Source organism: Prevotella sp. Rep29 (assembly GCF_019551475.1).
Lineage (GTDB): Bacteria > Bacteroidota > Bacteroidia > Bacteroidales > Bacteroidaceae > Prevotella.
Window position 1 is genome coordinate 2,342,343 of record NZ_CP047159.1, and the last position, 19,909, is coordinate 2,362,251.

Sequence of the window (19,909 nt, forward strand, 5' to 3'; positions counted from 1 at the left end):
TGTATCCGCCCGCAAACTTATTAACCGCAGATTACGCAGATTATTTTCAACGGGTCGATGTATCTGCCCACTATTCTGTTACCCCACCCCTGCCCCTCCCCTAAAAAGGGAGGGGAGTGAAGTTAGAGTTTTTCCTCCGTCAGGCGTTCCCCTCCCTTTTTAGGGGAGGGGCAGGGATGGGGTTCCCATGCTTCGTGTATCTTCTTTCGTTCGGGTGGATTTGCAATCCGCCCACATGTAACAGCAGATTAGAAACACCTAATCATATTTATCCATTGTCCATTATCTAATCGTCTTTGACGCTTTTACCAAGCGTAGCGACTAAAAGAATTATCAATTAGCGCAGCGTCTTCTCCCGTCAGGCGTTCCCTCCCCATTTGGGGGAGGGTTAGGGAGGGGCTCCTATATATTATATAATGTATAGGTGTATTCCTTTACCACGCCTTGTATATTTATGCACAGGCAGAAGTTTGGAGTTGCCATTTGCAAACGACTAAAAATCAACGCGTTAGGTGTGGCTTTCCAAAAGTTCAACTTTTAGCTTGCAAAAGTTGAACTTTTAGGAGGTGAAAGTTGAACTTTTAGAGCGCAAAAGTTCAACTTTTGGAAAACGAAAGTTCAACCGTATATTTATACGTCCTTTTCCGTATGTTTATACAGGGTGTGTGTAGTGGTTATTTCCTTCGAACTTACGCTCGCTTGACGTGAGTTCCGCAAAACGTTTCGGTCGTTTCAAGGCGAACTTACATTCCGATGCCGGACAGTATTTTTTCCGTCGCTCCGCCCAAACTTTTCACATATTCTCCTGCAGTCGTCCCAGCCTCTTCCCTTGACGCCTGTCCGCTGAGGAAGGCATCCATGACTGCCTGGAAGTCCTCGTAGGAAGCTATCTCGAAGCCTCCCCGCACGCCTTTCAGCCCCTGTGCTTCCTGGAAGCGTTGGTTGTTGGGACCAAAGATGACCGGCTTTCCCCAAACGGCGGCTTCGAGCACATTGTGGATGCCCACTCCGAAGCCTCCACCGACATAGGTAATGTCCCCATAGCGATAGATGCTGGAGAGCAATCCGTAGCAATCAACAATCAGCACGTCTGCCGATTCGAACTGATAGCAGTCGTATTTCGTGTAGCGAACCACCTTGTAGCCGTCGAGCTTCTGCTCTATCTGCTGCAGGTGGCTTTCGTCAATGACGTGCGGAGCGATAATCAGTTTCCACTTCCTATAGCCGAAAAGCTGTTTGTCGCGGAAATACCGGATGATGATATCCTCGTCGGGCTGCCACGACGAGCCGGCGACGAAGACGCCAGCCGGGCGCACAAAACCTGCGCATGCCGTAACCACTTCATCGTCATCCGGATTGGGGTCGTTACTAATGTTGTATTGGCAGAAGTACTCCACGTTTTTTAGACTCTCTGCCGCCTCCTTGATTTGCAGCACGCGGTCGAAACGGGTGTCTCCAACGACCGTGACGTTGTGTATTTTGATTTGCCGGAGCAGTTCCTTGCTCTTTTCGTTCTGCACGAAGAAATGAGTGAAACAATTGAGCACCCTGCCGTATTGCCGCCCGTACCATTTGAAGAACACCTGACCTTCACGGAAGATGCTGCTCACGCTATAAACGGGCACGTTGCGATGTTTCAGGATGTGCAGGTAGTTATACCAGAACTCGTACTTGATAAAAAACGCCATTTCGGGACGGATGATTCGCAGGAAGCGGCGGGCGTTCAGCACGGTGTCCAACGGCAGATAGCATATAATGTCAGCCCCCTCATAGTTCTTCCGCACTTCATATCCCGACGGTGAGAAGAAGGTCAGCAGAATCTTGTATTCCGGATGCATGGCTCGCATCTGCTCCATCAGCGGACGACCCTGTTCGAACTCTCCCAGTGACGCTGCATGGAACCACACATATCTAGCGTTGGGGTCCACTTTCCGGCGAAGTTCGCCGAAAGCCGCACGCTCGCCTTTCCACATCTTTCTCACTTTCTCGCTGAAAAGACTGCAGACCGCAACGCCCAGCATATAAAGATACATGACGATGTTATACATGGCGCGCTTATTGTAAGATGTCAATTGCCCGTTTCATCCGCCTTATCGTCTCTTCTTTTCCGAGGAAAGCGGAAATATCAAACATGCCCGGCCCCTTGCCTTCTCCCACAAGTGTCAGGCGGAAAGCATTCATCACATCACCGAGCTTATAGCCTTTCTCTTCCACCCACTTCATCACGACAGGCTCCTGTCCTTCGATGGAAAAGTCGTCTATACCTTCCAGCACTTCAGCCAATTCGCCCATGACCTTCGCAGAATCCTCCTTCCAACGTTTCCTGACCGTCTTTTCGTCATAAACCGCAGGGGGAATGAAGAAGAATGAACACAAGGGCCACAGCTCTTTCACAAAGTTGACCCGGTCTTTCATCATCGCGACCACTACCCTGACGCGGCTCAACGGCTCGTCAACGCCATTGCCTGCAACAATCGGTGCAAACAGGTCGGCAATCTCCTCATTGCTCTTGCGCAGGATATACTCGTGGTTGAACCAGATGCCTTTCTGATAATCAAAACGGGCACCAGACTTCTGACACTTGGTGACATCGAACAGTTTCACGAGTTCTTCCAGCGAGAAGATTTCTTGCTCTCCACCGGGATTCCACCCCAACAGAGCAAGGAAATTGACGACTGCTTCAGGGAAGTAACCGCTCTCACGGAAGCCACTCGACACCTCGTCGGTCTTCGGGTCTGTCCACTCCAGCGGGAAAACCGGGAAGCCCAGGCGGTCGCCGTCACGTTTCGACAACTTGCCCTTCCCTTCCGGCTTCAGCAGAAGCGACAGATGGGCAAACGCCGGCATCGTGTCTTCCCAACCGAAAGCACGATAGAGCAACACATGCAGCGGAGCACTCGGCAACCACTCTTCGCCACGAATGACGTGAGAGATTTCCATCAGGTGGTCGTCCACTATATTTGCCAGATGATATGTAGGCAGCTCGTCAGCGCTTTTCCACAACACCTTGTCGTCTATGATATCACTCATCACACGGACTTCACCACGAATCAGGTCGTTGACCACGACCGGCACGCCAGGTTCTACCTTGAAACGCACCACATACTGCTGACCGTCGGCTATCAGACCGTCCACTTGTGGCTGGCTCAATGTCAGCGAGTTACGCATGCTGCCACGAGTCTTTGCATCATACTGGAAGTTTTCTATCTCGCTACGCTTTTGCTCCAGTTCTTCCGGTGTGTCGAAAGCAATATAGGCTTTCCCTTCTGCCAGCAACTGGTCCACGTATGTTTTATAGATTTCCCTGCGCTCGCTCTGACGATAAGGACCGAAATTGCCGCCGAACGACACCCCCTCATCGAATTTTAAACCCAGCCATCGCAACGACTCAAGAATATACTCCTCGGCACCAGGCACAAAACGACTGCTGTCGGTGTCTTCAATTCGCAAAATGAAGTCACCACCATGCTGACGGGCAAACAGATAATTGTACAAAGCCGTGCGCACACCGCCGATATGTAAAGGTCCCGTGGGACTCGGTGCAAAGCGCACCCTCACTCTTCTTTCTGCCATTTTTTCAAAATTTTGCTGCAAAATTACGATTTTTTTCGCAGTTTGCCGTATTTTTTTTGTACTTTCGCAAAGTAATTCAGATTTATATCTAAAAATGTTAGGATTTACTCGTAAAAGAAGTTTTTTTTGGAGGGATATGGCAACGAGGGCATTGCTGGTCATCATTGCCGCAACAGTCATCATCAGCGTACTGCCACGGAATGAGCGGTCGCAGATTCATTTCGATGTCGGCAAGCCGTGGATGCAGAGTGCCGTAATCGCCAAATTCCAGTTCCCCGTTTACAAGTCAGACGAAGCCATCGCTGCTGAGCGAGATAGCATTGTCAACAATTTTTCTCCGTATTACCGCATCGACACAAGCATCGAGAAACGTTCGTTAGACGATTTTGCGTCAATGTTTGGCACCGAGAGTTCATCGCTGCTGGAGGGAGGATTCAAATATGTCATCATACAAGAGCTTCACAAGATATACGAGGCGGGTGTCATGGGACAAACGGAATATGCCCGACTGGCTGCTGACACGGCAAACACAATTCGCCTGATTGACGGGAAAGATGTCAGCGTCGTACCTATCACCGCTGTATTCAGTACAAAAACGGCTTATGAACGGCTTTTCAGAAACCAACTGATTGCAGGACAGCGACAGGTGGTCCAAGGCTACGACCTGAACAATTTCATCAAGCCCAACCTTGTTTATGACAAGCGGCGCAACGATGCCGAGCGCGACGAACTGCTCAACAGCATCATTGAGACAGACGACATGGTCATGGCTGGACAGAAAATCATCGACAAAGGAGAGATTGTCACCCCGGAGATTGCACGCGTCTTGACATCATTGGAGCGCGAGATGGTGAACAGAAAGGCAAGCACGGGCGAGTCTGACAACCGGTTGTGGGGACAGTCGCTCATCGTCATCATCCTATTGACCCTGTTTACGACCTACCTCTCACTCTTCAGGAAGGACTATTTTGAGAAGACTGGCAGTCTGTTGATGGTATATACGCTCATCACACTGTTTCCCGTCATCGTCTCGCTGCTGATGCGATACATCTTCTTCAGCGTATATATCTTGCCACTTGCGTTGCTTCCTATCTTTATCCGCATCTTTCTGGACTCGCGAACGGCATTCATGGCACACACAGTCATGGTATTGCTGTGTGCCGTAGCAGTGAAATACCAGTATGAGTTTATCATCGTAGAACTGGTAGCCGGACTAGTAGCCATCTTCACGCTGCGCGAGCTGTCACGCCGTTCACAGCTTATGTACACGGTGCTCTTCGTTACACTGGCGGAGATGTTGACCTATTATGCGCTGCAACTGATTCAAACCAATCAGCTCATCCCCGAAGACAGAAACATCTATCTGCATTTCGTATTCAGCGGCATCACGCTTCTGATTGCCTACCCGCTGATGTTGTTGATTGAGAAACTGTTTGGTTTCACATCGAGTGTGACCCTCTTCGAACTGAGTGACACGAACAAAGACCTTCTACGTCGGTTGAGCGAGGTGGCACCCGGCACGTTCCAGCACGCCATCATGGTGGGAAATCTTGCCGCAGAAATTGCCAATAAGATTGGAGCAAAGAGTCTGCTTGTGCGTACAGGAGCCCTTTATCACGACATCGGAAAGATGGAAAATCCCGTATTCTTCACGGAAAATCAGGCAGGACTGAATCCACACGAGGGCTTATCGGAGAAAGAAAGTGCGCGCATCATCATCGACCACGTGACGGAGGGAATCAAACTGGCTGAACAGTATCACCTTCCCCGGGTGATTAAGGATTTTATCCTGACCCACCATGGGGCTGGACAAACGAAATACTTCTATATCAAATACCAGCAAGCGCACCCCGATGAAGAGGTTGACCTGCAAGATTTCAACTATCCCGGACCCAACCCCTCCACTCGCGAACAAGCCATCCTGATGATGGCTGATGCCGTAGAGGCTGCCTCACGCTCACTGGAAGAGTATTCAGAAGAAAATATTGCGACGCTCGTCAACAAGATTATCGACGGACAAGTGAAGGATGGATTCTTCACAGATTGCCCCATCACGTTCCACGACATCAACACTGCCAAGCAAATACTGATTGAACGCCTGAAATCTATCTACCACACACGCATTCGCTATCCAGAGAGAAAAGAAGAATAACCCCCGATATAATCGGCATCAATCTTTCGGAAGGTTGATGCCGATTTATTAATAATCCTTAAAAATGTAAGCATTTGTAAGAGATTACAACCAACAAAGATTAACTTTGCAAACAATTTTTAAAATATCATTATAGAATGAATCGAGTTACCCTAAGCTGTATAGCTTTATTTTTCATGACATCGACCACGTTGTTTGCAGGTGGTCTTCTTACAAACACGAACCAGAGTATTCACTTTAACCGTATGTTTGCCCGTGAAGGAACGATAGGCATAGACGGTGTTTACAGTAACCCGGCAGGCGTTGCTTTCCTGAGCAACGGATTCCACCTCTCGCTCAACAACCAGAGTGCATTCCAGACACGTACCATTTGGAGCGGAATGGAGGTACACGGATTGGAGGGAACACCTTTCCACAAGCCATTCATGCTGAATGGCGGCGACGAGAAGGGCATCAAGAAATTCAAAGGAGAGGCTTCTGCACCGATTATCCCATCCGTCCAGGCTGCATACAACACCAACAAGTGGGGCTTCCAGGCAAGTTTTGCCATGGTTGGAGGAGGAGGAAAGGCAACCTTCAACGACGGTCTCGGCTCGTTCGAACGCACAATAGCACTCATCCCTATGGCACTCCATCAATTGGGCATGTCCGCCGAAACTCCAGCCTACTCGGTAAGCAGCTATCTGCACGGGCAGCAATATATTTTCGGATTCCAGCTGGGTGCTACCTATAAAATCAATTCCAACCTCGCTGTCTATGGAGGATTGCGTTTCAACTACGTACTCAACAAATACGAAGGAAACATCACCAACATCTCTGCGAATATCGGAAACAATCACGAAAACATGTATGACTACCTCGGTATCAAGGAAACGGAGATTGCCGAAGGTATCGCCCTTCTCAGGCAGGCGGCAGCTGCTGCTACCGACCCTGCTGTGAAGGCGAGATACGAACAGCAGATTGCACAATACACACAAATGGGACAAACCGTCTCGGGAGCACGCACCATGATGGCTGACAAGTATCTGGAATGTACACAGACGGGATGGTGCATCGCACCTGTCATCGGTATTGACTAGAAATGGAACAAACTGAACATCGGAGCGCGCTATGAGTTCACGACGAAATTCCATATCCAAAACGATACCAAGCGCGACGACACCGGACTTTTCGCCCACGGCGTGAACACACCGAGCGACCTGCCGGGACTGTTCACCATCGGTGCACAATACGAATTTCTCCCACAACTGCGCGCAAGTATCGGTTATCACTACTTCTTCGACAAAGATGCGCGTATGGCAAACGACAAGCAACGCCTCCTCTCAGGCAACACGCAAGAATATCTGGCGGGAGTGGAATACGACATCAACGATGTCATACAAGTGAGTATCGGCGGACAGAAGACAAACTACGGACTGGGCAATGGAGGCTACCTCAGCGACATGAGTTTTGTCACCAGCAGCTATTCCATCGGATTTGGTGCCGGCATCAAGGTGGCAAAGAACATGCAGCTCAACATTGCCTACTTCTGGACGACATACGACCACTTCAAGAAAACGGAGGAAAAGACTTTCGAACTGGCAGGAAACAGTATCGCAACGACCTGCACCGACGAGTTCACAAGAACCAACAAGGTGTTTGGAATAGGACTTGATATTGACTTCTGATATATTGAAAACAAGAACAAAACGGAGAGCGGAGAAGTTTTTCTTCGCTCTTTTTATCCCAAATCGGTCATTAGACTTTGCATTCAGAGTATTGTTTGCTTTGTGCAGATGTCTTCAATCTTTCTCGATGGCGTAGCAGGCTACGGTGAGAGGAAGGTTGGAGGCAGATGCCGAAGCAAATGATACTATGACACGAAGAGCAGGACATCAGCACTAAAATATCTTATTGCGTTCTAATGACCGATTTGGGTTTATTTCTAACCAATCATGTTTTGGGATTATTGCGGATCTACATCGAAATAAATCTGCACTGTGCTCCAACGCTTGTCGCCTTCCAACGCAGCCTGTGCCTGCCAGAGACAGCGACGAGCGACAGCGAGGTCAAAACCATTTTCGATTTTAAGCACAATCTTTCGGATATGCATGGTCTTCACTTTCGCAACCGAAGGCTTGTCGGGACCTAACACACGATTTCCGAACCACGAGCGAAGCTGTTCGGCAAGCGTCTGCGCTGCCCGCTCTACCACACTCTCGTGGCGATGCCGCACGAAAGCATAAATCAAACGGAAGAACGGTGGGTAGCGAAACATTTTCCGTTCTTCCAATATTTCTTTATAGCACGACAGATAATCGTTGTTGACAATATGGCTGACGACGGGAAGTTCTTTTTGCTGTGTCTGCAGAATCACACGCCCACGCCGTCCTTTCCGTCCTGCCCGTCCGCTTACCTGCGTCATCATCATAAACGCATATTCGTATGCCCGGAAGTCAGGATAATTGAGCATACTGTCTGCATTCATGATACCTACAACCGACACGTGGTCGAAATCCAAGCCCTTCGAAATCATCTGAGTACCTATCAACAGATTGGTCTTCCCTGCGGAAAAGTCGCTGATGATACGCTCATAGGCACTACGTGTGCGGGTCGTATCCAAATCCATTCGGGCTATGCGTGCCTCAGGAAAGAGCTGACCGATTTGTTCTTCAATCTTCTCGGTACCGATTCCGCGCTGCCGAATTTCCTGACTGCCGCATGAAGGACACTTCTCCGGTACAAAATAGGTGTGCCCGCAATAGTGGCACGTGAGTGCATTCAGGCGCTTATGATAGGTCAGCGACACATCGCAATTCTGACATTTTGGTACCCATCCGCAATCCTTGCAGGTGACCATCGGCGCAAAACCACGCCGGTTCTGAAACAAAATGACCTGTTCGCCTGCCGACAATGCCTCGCGAACAGCCTCCAGCAAGTCGTTCGAGAACGCTCCCACCGTCAACTTGCGGTGATAGCGGTCTTTCATGTCCACCACATGTATCTCCGGCAACCGTATGTCCTGATAGCGCGTAGTGAGCGTTACCATTCCATATTTCCCCGATTGGGCATTATAAAAGCTTTCAAGCGATGGCGTCGCCGTTCCCAAGACCACCTTTGCCTTCTGATACATGGCGGCAAGGACGATGGCAGCCGAACGGGCATGGTAGCGCGGTGCCGGGTCCTGTTGCTTGAAAGAGGTCTCGTGTTCCTCGTCAACAATCACGAGTCCAAGTTTCCGGAACGGCAGGAAAACAGCCGAACGGGCACCAAGAATCACGTCATAAGGATCGTCGGAAAGCTGTTTCTGCCATATTTCCACACGCTCGGCATCGCTGTATTTGGAGTGATAGATGCCAAGCCGGTTGCCAAACACCTTGCGAAGACGCGCCATCATCTGCACGGTCAGGGCTATTTCCGGCAAGAGATAGAGCACTTGCCGACCCTCATCAATGGCTTTCCGAATGAGATGGATGTAGATTTCCGTCTTTCCCGATGATGTCACGCCATGCAAAAGCACCACATTCTTCTTCCGATGCAGCGAAACAATTTCGTCATACGCCTGCTGCTGTGCCTCGCTCAGAGACTTAATCTGATTGAAATGCGGTTCTCCTCCTTTGTTGAGTCTTCCCACCTCATGCTCAAAAGGTTGCAGGAGTTTTCGCTTGACGAGGTTTCTATAGGTGGCCATCGTGCTCCGACTCTCGTTCAAAAGCTCCTCACGGGTCAGCGAGAAAGAGGGCAGCCAAGCATGGAAATCTTCGCTGGAGCAACGCTGTCGTGCCATGTTGAGAAAACTTTGGAACAGTTTCAGTTGTGCGGGCGTTTGTTTCAGCGATTCCGTTATCTGGCTGACGGCTGATGCTGTGTAGACATCCGGTGACAAGCGCACTCTCGTCTCCGTTTTCGGTCGATAGCCGTCCTCTGCCTTCAAGCCTGCAGGAAGGGCGGCTTTATACACATCGCCGAGCGGAGAGAGATAATAATCAGCCACCCACTCCCAAAGCTTCAACTGCTCGGGCAACAGGACTGGCTGCTCGTCAAGCACACTCTCTATCTCTTTACAGTCGAAACCGGGAGCCTCCTCATGCATCCGCACCGCCACACCAGTATAATGTTTGCTGCGACCGAGTGGAACCAGCACGCGCATACCTGGCAGCAACCGTTCTGCCAACATCGGCGGAACGATGTACGTAAAAACGCCTTCGAGTGGAAGGGGGAGAATGACTTCGACGTATTTCATCCGGCAGTTTCTTTCCTTTTTATAAAATTGGCGAGTCAACAAAGAGGACTTCTGCAGCCCCGACTTGCCAACCCGCCAACATGAAGTTTCTCAAAAACTATTTCAGTACACCGAGTTCTTTACCCACTTTGATAAAGGCATTGATGCAACGGTCAAGCTGTTCGCGATTGTGTCCGGCACTGATCTGCACACGGATACGCGCCTGGTCTTTCGGAACCACGGGGTAGTAGAAGCCCGTCACGTAGATTCCCTCTTCCTGCATCTTCGCAGCATACACCTGAGAAAGCTTGGCATCGTAGAGCATCACGGCACAGATGGCACTCTGCGTCGGCTTGATATCGAAGCCTGCAGCCATCATCTTGTCGCGGAAATAGTTCACGTTCTCCACCAAGCGGTCGTGAATCTCATTGCTCTCTTTCAGCATCTTGAACACCTCGAGGCTGGCACCGATAATGGCGGGAGCCAGAGAGTTGGAGAAGAGATAGGGACGGGAGCGCTGACGCAGCAGGTCGATAATCTCCTTGCGACCGGTAGTGAATCCGCCGAGGGCACCGCCGAACGACTTTCCGAGCGTACCGGTATAGATATCCACGCGTCCGTAAGTGTTGTAGAACTCACTCACACCGTGACCCGTCGCACCGACAACACCTGCCGAGTGGCTTTCGTCCACCATCACGAGGGCATCGTACTTCTCTGCCAGGTCGCAAATCTTATCCATCGGTGCCACATTGCCGTCCATCGAGAACACGCCGTCGGTCACGATGATGCGGAAACGCTGTGCCTGAGCCTCCTGCAGACATTTCTCCAGTTCGCCCATATCGGCATTTGCATAACGGTAACGCTTTGCCTTACACAGGCGCACACCGTCAATGATAGACGCATGATTCAGCGCGTCGCTGATGATGGCATCCTCTTCCGTGAACAACGGTTCAAACACACCACCGTTGGCATCGAAACATGCAGCATAGAGAATCGTGTCTTCCGTCTTGAAATAATCACTGATAGCCGCTTCGAGCTCCTTGTGAATATCCTGTGTTCCGCAGATGAAACGGACAGACGACATACCATATCCGCGACGATCCATCATCTTCTTCGCTCCCTCAATGAGGCGCGGATGATTGGAAAGCCCGAGATAGTTGTTCGCACAAAAGTTCAAGACCTCCTTACCTTTTACCTGAATGGCAGCCTGCTGCTGACTTTCAATCAGGCGTTCTTCCTTGTAAAGTCCCGCATCCTTGATTTCCTGCAAGGTCTGTGCGAGATGTTCTTTCATTTTTCCGTACATAACTTAAATTGATTTATGATTGATTTTAAGGTTTCTCATCATCTTTTCCGATAAAGACAGATGGCTTCCATCATTGATGCAAAGGTACAAAAAATATCATATTAAAGAAATGTTATTGTGAAAAAGTTGATTTCCCGGTACACATTATTATATATAAGCAACCTTTACGCTCGCAAAAAAACTTTCTTCCACATATTCCTTCCTCACAAATTTGGGTGATTAGATTCTTTTTCTTATCTTTGTGATGCACAACAACACCATTTTTGACTATGAAAAAGAAAATTCTTTTTGCGACTGTCGCTTTAGCTGTCATGGCGATTGCCTGTCTCTCTTTCGCGATGACTGACGGGAAAAGACCTAAGCTAAAAAACACCAAATGGGAACATAAGACGGAGATGTTTGTGGCTGATGCCGGCACTCAAACCATCACGATGACCTTTGAATTTACGACGAAAAAGGACGTGACATTCACTTTCCATTCCTACCTCCCAGCCCATCCGGCAATGTACCGAAACAGCGACGGCACCGTTGACGTCATTCCCGCCAGGGAATCGTCTTATTCGAAGAAAGGGACCTATAAGGTGAAGGGCTCGAAAATCAAAGTGACGTGGGAGGATGAGTCCACGGAAGACCTCCAGTTCACAGCTAATGCCATCGTTCAATATGGGAAAGAATTTACGCAAGTGAATGAATAAGCCGTTCGGCGGATACATCAATCCGCCCCTACAAAGTGCCATCCGAACCTCATGGCGTAGGGGCGGATCAATGTATCCGCCCGCGTATATAATAATACGTATACCCCCTGATTCATATTAAAAACAAAAAATCTCCAGCGTTTCGCAACGCCGGAGACTCGTAAAAAACTAGATAATAATAAAATGATGTAAATAAAGTTATCTTGCGGGAGAAGATGTCTGTTTCACAACAGACGGCGAAAAAGTTTTTCTCCCTCCAGAGTTTTATGAGTGGGCGAAATGCCTCACGGCATCTCTTTTGCCCACAGAAATATTATAAAGCAATGAAAATATACTTATCTTGTGGGGAGTGCGGGGAATCCACGGGCACATAGCGTCACATGAATTCCGCCCTCGAAGACAGGAACAGACATGAGTTTGTTTATCAAATCTAAATCCTTTAACATCTTTTCTTACCCTTTCCCTTGCACCAGACAAAAGTACCTGTTCTGACCGTTCCCGTTCCTCGTTCTGTTGGGGATTGCAAATCCCCAACAACGGAAGGGGAATAGGGCTTTAGGCTCATTCCTCCTTCCGCAGCTCTATCCCATTCAAGGTTCTTTCGACAATCCCTTCATCTTTCAGTTCGGAGAGGACACGGGAGAGTGACGAACGCGACACGCTCAGTCGGCGCGCCAAGAGTTCAACATTCTTTATCGGTTCATCATCTTTTAGCATGTGATAGAGTACCCGTTCCTTGAGCGACAGCAATGCAAATTCTCTCAAGCGTTTGCTAAGAAAATGTATGCGTTCACTCTGTATGATGATGAAGTTCATCATGATTTGCTTGTGAGTGTGCATCATATCCGAAAATTCCGTGCCATTGATATACATCAGCAGGCAATCGGTTTCGGCAATGATGTTCACCGGATAATGATGATCGGAAGCATACACGCTGGCGGGTGCCAGAATGAACGGACAGTCAATCACGTCAACGACCACCTCACTGCCGTCATTATGTACCATGGTTGTGTGCACCTTCCCTTCCACAAGTACCAGCAGATCGGTAAGTTCATCATCCTCATATGCGATGTGCTCACCTTTACTTTTCTTACGAAGCCTGTAAGGCATTTGTTGTAGCAGTTGGGCGATTTCCTCACGCCCATACCCCTCGAACAAAGAAACGTTCATCAATTTCTCTGTCTTTATATCCATAAACTTTTCCTTTCTTTGTTTTATTTAGCTGATGTTTAAACTAAAATATTTACACTGAGTTCTCAAACGCTGTTTGATACTCTATGTTCATTCCCTCGCCTTCCGTTGGGTTGGGAGATTTCTTTGTTTAAAAAACCTCCACCGTTTCACAACAGGTAGCGAAAAAGCACCCTCTTTACCGTTTGCTTAATTAAACCTTTTGTGAGAGGCTGCCTCACGACAGCCGTCCTGCCACAATCATCTCAAAAAACATGAGTATATAGAGAGAGTAATGAAAAAACATTTATACCGGTTTTATCTCGTATTTGAAGGGGAAGGCATAGAGGATTTCTCCCCTACTCCGTTCCCATTTCTTATACATCACTAATGCTTCATTTATCCATTAAGACGATTTCCGATTCCGACAGGCATTCCCGTCTGTTGGCGGAGACTACAATATATCTTTATCAAAGTCATCGTCGAAGCCGCTCCACACATCCATGCGGCTGAAACCCTCATCCTCTATATCTTCGAAATCCGTACTTTTGCCGAACTGATCTCCCGTCCACTCTTCACTGGCAGTAATCGGATGAAATATTTCCACGCAGACGACTTCAATATCGGGTGTTACATATGTCTTTTTATCTTGCTCCATAGTTATATATTTTTTTGGTTAGAAATTGTCCGTATAAACAGCAGCCGGCGTGTTCAGTAATGCAGATGGCATAATCGTTTCACCATTTTTCACGACAACTTTTTGTCCGTTGTGTATATAGACACCGCTTTGCGTCGGCTTTCCTGACAGACGTATGCCCTGCAGGGTGTACCATGTATTGTCGTAGGTTTCATGATCCTTGTTCACGCCTCCGATAGCTGTTATCACCGCACCGTCATCATAACCCAGCGTACAACCTTTCGCATCCGACGACATATTCAGGTCACTTTTCAGAATATATACACGGTGCATGTTGAGTTTTGCGCCGTTGTAAGTCCAGAAGCCTATTTTCTTCTCTCCGTTATCCATATAGCGTCCCAGTGTGAGCACGGTGCCAGCTGTATAGCTCTGTCCGGAGGTGTCGAGCATGCCGCGCAGGATATTATCCGCAAACAGCGATGCGGGTATCGTCTCCAACGGTTCGTACTGCGCATCATTGGGGTCGGGGCAGGGATAGTTGGTCCGTTCGTTGTTGTTGAGGAAGGGATAGAGTCCTGTTGTTGACATCTTGTCGGCAGCCTGTCCTTCGCTCACGGTCTGCTTCGTGCGCAGGCAGACGGGATTGTTCGCAGGTATCACGCGTTTGTAGCCGTCGGCTCCGTCGCCGTCGCCCACTTTCACCAGTTGTAGCTGACCGGTCTTGAAGCGGCTGCTCTCTCCACCATCGGTGTAGCCCGTGACGATAAACGCCTCCAAGCCTTCGGGAATGATGGCATCGTAGTCGAAAACGGCTGTGCCGTTGCACTTGCCTTCTGTATCTTCGCTCAACGGATTGACATACATCACATAGTGGTCGGCGGTAAGGGTGACATTGTGGTCATAAGAATCGCCCACCTGAGTAAGGTCGCAAGCTGGGTATCCTAAATACAGGTAAGGAAAACCATGCTGGCTGCTATCAAAATATGTATTGACATTAGAATCAAACCAATCAGCATACTTGTTGATGTTCAATTCCGAAAGATTAAAATCGGATGATACTCTGGGTTCTGAAGGGTGACCTGCCCAATTACCATCAAGATCTGCTATCCCTATCCACGACGCATAGCCATTGAAAAGACGATACGAGACTGATGCTTTTGCGTGACAATAGTCAAGGTCAGCCGAAGAACTGCTTTCGCTGTAAACGTAATAGCTGTTTTCCCCTTGCTTAACTTTTTCCGGATAGGCGTTATCTAATAGTACCACGTCCTCAAAACGATTTTCTTCATCATATAAATTGTCTGGCACAGCAACTCCCACTCTGCTTCGCATCTTGTCTATTACAGACAAATTGACATCAATTTTCTGAAGAGAATTTGAATACATCACGGGCAGCCCATTCTCTCTCAGCTGATAATCATATGCCAGATTTATGTTTTTGGGGTATCTATGGAAATAAAGATTATTCATATTGTCAAGTGCACTAAGTCCTTCAAACATTGTCCTTTGAGTGTCTGTCATTTGCACGTCTGAATTCACGTAAAAGCGGCTAAAAAGATAAATACCATTACCAGGGTACTTATAGAAGGCAAATATGCCATTACCCGTATCGTAATATGGATGATGTCCCAGCGGAAAAGCCAAAATACGATTATTTGCATAGCTCCCTTCAATATTGACCATTTGCCCAACTGCCGAAGGTGTCACAACAACATTGTTCAGGTTGGACAGGAAATTGTTGCTGCAATCCAAGAAAACGCGCTGATGAGCGATGTCCTTACTCTGATCATAACTTCCTTGTATTTTATCCCACCAAGCGTGGGCAACGAGATTTACCTTCAAGTCGGTCAGCCGGTTGTAGCTACAATCCAGACTGTCAAGCTTCGTTAATCCCGTCAAGTCCAACTCTCCGCTCAGTTTTTCCATGCTGCATTTCAGACGACGCAGATTAGTAAAATAACTAATGCCCGTCAGGTCGGAAACATTGCCCTTAGTAAATATATGGTGGGATGCGTATAACTCTTCATTTCCCGCCCCACCAAATGTAAGGATTTCACTCCAGGCCTCAGCTTCATCCATATCAAGCGTAAGGATTGCTTCATACTCTACTGTTTGTGTCCTGTAGATATGATGCTCACCGTTTACTACATCCACGGATGAGACAATGTCTTTTTCAATTTTCCTCACTCCGGTTGTGAAAGAGAATTCACCATCACCAGGACCATATCCGTCGTCAGCAGCCTGTTGCCAGAGACCGTCTCGAATTGTTTGGTCATTAAAGAAGGCATTTACAGTGGTTTGGTCTTCTGGAGATAAGTCGGATACGTTAATATAATTCCAAGTGCTTCTCAGAGTTTTTCCCACGGAGTATCCACAACAGTTTTTTATATCCACATTGGTTATGCTTTCAGGTATGACATAACTTCCGCCGGCTGCTGTTGATGCATGTGCGGATAGCAAATAACTTCGAAAATCGTCATCGGGGAAGTTCGCTGCATTCACCCAAAGATACTTTGTTCCTGCGGTTCCTGTAATTGAACCGTAAGTATCTGTCTGCAAGCCACCCTGCGACTGCGCCGATGCAAACATCGGGAACAGCAGAAAGGCACAGGTACACGCTACTGCTGAACACACTAATTTTTTCATTTTTACTTTCATTTTATAATCCTTTTTATATTTTAATAATGTACAATCAATTTAACTCATCCATATTGCATGGAACGAACAAATACAAAAAGAGATGCACAAGACCTCCCTGCGGAAGTCAAGCACATCTCTATATGTCTTTGATAATCTGCTGCTTACATGAATGGGGGGGGGGGTAACAACGCTACGCGCACGGCACCGTCAGACGAATGCCGACAGCCAAGCCGTTGCGCCCTGCAAGCACAAAGCGGGTGGCTTCTCGAGAAAAGAAGCCGCCAACACCTTGCAACATGTCGCACAATAAAGTGCGACACTCGAAACATAATACCCTTAATGCTAAACACTTTTACTTTTAATCTTTTAATATTTTTGTTATCTTTTACCTTATTTGTTTCTTTTATTTCATCAGTTTCTTTTACCTTTGTCCTGTCGGACATGTCACCCGGCAGTAAAAAACGATCAGGACTTATAATCCGAAAGGGAAACAAGCGAATCGCAAATCCTGACAAACAAGAACACACTCCCCGACCTTCCAGACACGTCAGCGCCGCCAAGTGATGTCACTGTTTGCGGCACAAAAATATAATTATTCCCGAAACACAAGTGTTGCATTTGTAAAATTTTTGGGTTATTAACTAAAAACTTTACACTTTTATACTTTCTTTACACTTTTTCTGCTCTTTTTTAAATAAAAAAACGGAAGAGCGCCCTCCAAACCTCCTCCCCACTGGGGGAGGCTTTTGCGTCCGCCCCACCCTCGCTCTGCCCTTCATTCGCCTGGATTTGCAATCCAACAGCAGAACGGAAGAGGCTCAGAGCAGTGGGAATACTGGGAACGAAACTTAGTTTGTAAAATGAATGAAGTTCAACTCTCAAAAATCAATTCAAGTTGATTTGGTCACCAAATCAACTTGAATTGATCACCAAATTCAGTGAATTTGGTTAGAGAAACTTTTCGGGCGGATACATCGATCCGCCCCTACGGGAGGCAGACAACCCTTATCATAATTCAAACACGGCGCATTGTAGGGACGGATCGATGTATCCGCCCGCATATATATAATAATGTATAGCGCACGAAGGGAGAAATGACAGATTCCAAATATGGCTACGGAATAAAATCTGCGAGCTACACAACAGACCATATCCAAGTCAACCCAAGTCAGGCAGCGTCTCGGAAGAAAAAATAAAGAATTTATTTTGTTCTTCGCTCAACTTGCACTAACTTTGCAGGCAGAAACCTAAAAACACACAGATAATGAAAAACATTTTGGTCATCGGCTCAACCGGACAGATTGGTTCGGAGCTGACTATGGAACTCAGAAAACGTTATGGTAACGAACACGTTGTGGCTGGATACATCATCGGTGCAGAGCCTAAGGGTGAGCTGCTCGAGAGCGGTCCTTCGGCTATTGCCGACGTGACCGACCCGGAAGGCATTGCCAAGGTAGTGAAGGAATACAACATCGACACCATCTACAACCTCGCCGCACTGCTTTCAGTCGTGGCAGAAGGTAAGCCTCGCCTTGCATGGAAAATCGGAATCGACGGCTTGTGGAACATTCTCGAGGTGGCTCGCGAAAACAAGTGCGCCGTGTTCACACCAAGTAGCATCGGTTCGTTCGGACTCTCCACACCGCACACCATGACCCCGCAAGACACGGTGCAGCGCCCCGGAACGATTTATGGCGTGAGCAAGGTGACAACTGAGTTGCTGAGCGACTACTATTTCAAGAAATATGGCGTGGATACACGCTCGGTGCGCTTCCCGGGCATCATCTCCTACATCACTCCTCCGGGCGGCGGAACGACCGACTATGCCGTGGACATCTACTATTACGCCGTGCTCGGTGAGCAGTTCACCTGCCCCATCAAGCAAGGCACGCTGATGGACATGATGTACATGCCCGACGCTCTCAACGCTGCCATCACACTGATGGAGGCTGACCCGACGCGTCTCATCCACCGCAACGGCTTCAACGTGGCAGCCATGAGCTTTGACCCTGAGACCATCTATGCGGAAATCAAGAAGCACAAACCCGACTTCAAGATGGTGTATGACGTCGATCCGCTCAAACAGGGCATTGCCGACAGCTGGCCCGACTGCATGGACGACTCATGCGCACGCAACGAGTGGGACTGGAAACCGCAATATGACCTCAGCACCATGACCGTTGACATGCTCGACAAACTGACGAAAAAACTGCTCGGATAATCATAAAGAGCACTCACAGATACGCAAGAAGCCCGAAATCCGCAACGGATTTCGGGCTTCTTCTTTAATCAACACCATGTCGGCAGCGAAAGAAAAATGCCCGCCTTTTTACTCGCTTCAGCAGATTTTTCACTATCTTTGTCGCCATGAGGCGCTTTGTCTTCATCTTGCTTTTTGTGTGTGCGGGCATGATGACACATGCACAGATGTACCGATACAACACGAGGTTCAGTGTGTCGGCGCACAACTTTGTGGATACCATCCCCATCGAGTTTGAGGACAATCAGATATACATCCGCGCGCTGGTGGATGGCAAGGAGCGCCGGTTTTGTCTCGACACAGGCTCCAGCCAAGGCATACTCCACAGAAACGGGACAATCCCCTACATACGAATCATGGGCAATCAGGTGGCTTACGATGCCAACGGGCAGAGCGACACGGTCAAGGCGGTTCAGTTTCCTGACATCCGGTTAGGAAACCTGACACTCCGGGGCTATGTCGGCTCACTGCTGGAGCGACTTGTCGGAACAAAATTCGACGGAGTGATTGGCTTCGACCTTTTCAACAAAGGACTGTCTGCAAAGATTGATGCCCGCGAGGGAGTGATGATTCTGACCGACCGCCGCGACCTGTTTCTCAACGAACGCGGATATTCCTTAAAATACCGCCTCCTCCGATTCGTGCCGAACGTCAAACTGAGTCCGTATCCGAACTGCACGGACGAGGCGCGGTTTGACACGGGCAGCCGTCGGCTCTACGTCATGGCACGCAGAAGCCTACAAGTGTTTTCCAGGAAGTTCCCGGATTTCAGCAGTCAGATTGAGGGAGTCGGGCATGGAAGCCGTGCGATAGGCTATTTCGGAACCGAACAATTGAGCGAGATGTCGTTTCTTTGGTTGGATGCTGTCAATATGGGCGGGTTCTCGTTTCTTGACTACCACACGCTGACCACAGAAGGCAATTCGCGCATCGGGGCTGAGCTGCTCAACTATGGCACCATCATCATTCTCCCACGGAAAAAGGAGATTCGCTTTATCCCCTACTCCGATGGCGACAAAATGATGGTAAGCAACAGCCAGACCGACATTGCTTTCGTTCCGAAGAACAACCGCGCAGTCGTGGGACTCATCCGGGAAGGTAGCGAACATTATCGGAACGGCTTCCGTCAAGGCGACATCGTCATCAGCATCGACGGCATCGCCATCAACACTTTTGAGCAGTTCCTGAGATTCCCTTTTGTTGAAGACCGTGAACACACGTTTGTCGTGCAAGACACCATGGGAGACATCCACCACGTCAAAAGCAGAAGATAAC

General features: G+C 48.4%; 11 protein-coding genes and 1 pseudogene. 5 read left to right on the forward strand and 7 right to left on the reverse strand.

Translation table 11 applies throughout. The annotated features are described in order from the left end of the window. Positions 1-743: 743 nt before the first annotated feature. On the reverse strand, positions 744-2,048 hold the full coding sequence (locus GRF55_RS10020; protein WP_220368269.1) for a 3-deoxy-D-manno-octulosonic acid transferase: 1,305 nt from the start codon (positions 2,046-2,048) through the stop codon (positions 744-746). 7 nt (positions 2,049-2,055) lie between these two features. Then, positions 2,056-3,573, reverse strand: a complete 1,518-nt coding sequence (gene gltX, locus GRF55_RS10025; RefSeq protein ID WP_220368270.1) for a glutamate--tRNA ligase — start codon at positions 3,571-3,573, stop codon at positions 2,056-2,058. A 94-nt stretch (positions 3,574-3,667) separates the two neighbouring features. Here gltX and GRF55_RS10030 point away from each other — a divergent pair, with 94 nt between their 5' ends. Both GRF55_RS10030 and GRF55_RS10035 read left to right on the forward strand, forming a co-directional pair. Continuing rightward, complete coding sequence (locus tag GRF55_RS10030; protein WP_220368271.1) at positions 3,668-5,725, forward strand: HD family phosphohydrolase; 2,058 nt, start codon at positions 3,668-3,670, stop codon at positions 5,723-5,725. Positions 5,726-5,862: 137 nt separating this feature from the next. Beyond that, positions 5,863-7,392, forward strand: a pseudogene (locus GRF55_RS10035) (hypothetical protein). A gap of 278 nt (positions 7,393-7,670) precedes the next feature. Here the strand turns inward: GRF55_RS10035 and priA are convergent. Both priA and kbl read right to left on the reverse strand, forming a co-directional pair. Then, positions 7,671-9,947, reverse strand: coding sequence for a primosomal protein N' (gene priA / locus GRF55_RS10040; protein WP_220368272.1), 2,277 nt, complete (start codon positions 9,945-9,947; stop codon positions 7,671-7,673). 97 nt (positions 9,948-10,044) lie between these two features. Further along, on the reverse strand, positions 10,045-11,232 hold the full coding sequence (gene kbl / locus GRF55_RS10045; RefSeq protein WP_220368273.1) for a glycine C-acetyltransferase: 1,188 nt from the start codon (positions 11,230-11,232) through the stop codon (positions 10,045-10,047). A gap of 269 nt (positions 11,233-11,501) precedes the next feature. Here kbl and GRF55_RS10050 point away from each other — a divergent pair, with 269 nt between their 5' ends. Beyond that, on the forward strand, positions 11,502-11,927 hold the full coding sequence (locus tag GRF55_RS10050; RefSeq protein WP_220368274.1) for a hypothetical protein: 426 nt from the start codon (positions 11,502-11,504) through the stop codon (positions 11,925-11,927). Positions 11,928-12,488: 561 nt separating this feature from the next. Here GRF55_RS10050 and GRF55_RS10055 read toward each other — a convergent pair. The 3 genes from GRF55_RS10055 to GRF55_RS10065 form a co-directional block, all read right to left on the reverse strand. After that, the gene (locus tag GRF55_RS10055; RefSeq protein WP_220368275.1) at positions 12,489-13,121 is read right to left on the reverse strand and encodes a Crp/Fnr family transcriptional regulator; all 633 of its coding nucleotides are present in this window, start codon (positions 13,119-13,121) and stop codon (positions 12,489-12,491) included. Between the two features lie 430 nt (positions 13,122-13,551). Beyond that, entirely contained in the window at positions 13,552-13,755 is a 204-nt protein-coding gene (locus tag GRF55_RS10060) for a hypothetical protein (RefSeq protein ID WP_220368276.1), read from the reverse strand. 18 nt (positions 13,756-13,773) lie between these two features. Beyond that, on the reverse strand, positions 13,774-16,380 hold the full coding sequence (locus GRF55_RS10065) for a hypothetical protein (RefSeq protein ID WP_220368277.1): 2,607 nt from the start codon (positions 16,378-16,380) through the stop codon (positions 13,774-13,776). Between the two features lie 1,258 nt (positions 16,381-17,638). Here GRF55_RS10065 and GRF55_RS10070 point away from each other — a divergent pair. Both GRF55_RS10070 and GRF55_RS10075 read left to right on the forward strand, forming a co-directional pair. Continuing rightward, complete coding sequence (locus GRF55_RS10070) at positions 17,639-18,595, forward strand: NAD-dependent epimerase/dehydratase family protein (RefSeq protein WP_220368278.1); 957 nt, start codon at positions 17,639-17,641, stop codon at positions 18,593-18,595. A 188-nt stretch (positions 18,596-18,783) separates the two neighbouring features. Then, the gene (locus tag GRF55_RS10075) at positions 18,784-19,908 is read left to right on the forward strand and encodes an aspartyl protease family protein (RefSeq protein WP_220368279.1); all 1,125 of its coding nucleotides are present in this window, start codon (positions 18,784-18,786) and stop codon (positions 19,906-19,908) included. The last annotated feature ends 1 nt before the right edge of the window (position 19,909 follow it).

Bases quoted from the DNA above. Each gene is read 5' to 3' on its own strand.
- GRF55_RS10020 (WP_220368269.1), bottom strand. From the start codon at position 2,048: ATGTATAACATCGTCATGTATCTTTATATGCTGGGCGTTGCGGTCTGC.
- gltX (WP_220368270.1), bottom strand. From the start codon at position 3,573: ATGGCAGAAAGAAGAGTGAGGGTGCGCTTTGCACCGAGTCCCACGGGA.
- GRF55_RS10030 (WP_220368271.1), top strand. From the start codon at position 3,668: ATGTTAGGATTTACTCGTAAAAGAAGTTTTTTTTGGAGGGATATGGCA.
- priA (WP_220368272.1), bottom strand. From the start codon at position 9,947: ATGAAATACGTCGAAGTCATTCTCCCCCTTCCACTCGAAGGCGTTTTT.
- kbl (WP_220368273.1), bottom strand. From the start codon at position 11,232: ATGTACGGAAAAATGAAAGAACATCTCGCACAGACCTTGCAGGAAATC.
- GRF55_RS10050 (WP_220368274.1), top strand. From the start codon at position 11,502: ATGAAAAAGAAAATTCTTTTTGCGACTGTCGCTTTAGCTGTCATGGCG.
- GRF55_RS10055 (WP_220368275.1), bottom strand. From the start codon at position 13,121: ATGGATATAAAGACAGAGAAATTGATGAACGTTTCTTTGTTCGAGGGG.
- GRF55_RS10060 (WP_220368276.1), bottom strand. From the start codon at position 13,755: ATGGAGCAAGATAAAAAGACATATGTAACACCCGATATTGAAGTCGTC.
- GRF55_RS10065 (WP_220368277.1), bottom strand. From the start codon at position 16,380: ATGAAAAAATTAGTGTGTTCAGCAGTAGCGTGTACCTGTGCCTTTCTG.
- GRF55_RS10070 (WP_220368278.1), top strand. From the start codon at position 17,639: ATGAAAAACATTTTGGTCATCGGCTCAACCGGACAGATTGGTTCGGAG.
- GRF55_RS10075 (WP_220368279.1), top strand. From the start codon at position 18,784: ATGATGACACATGCACAGATGTACCGATACAACACGAGGTTCAGTGTG.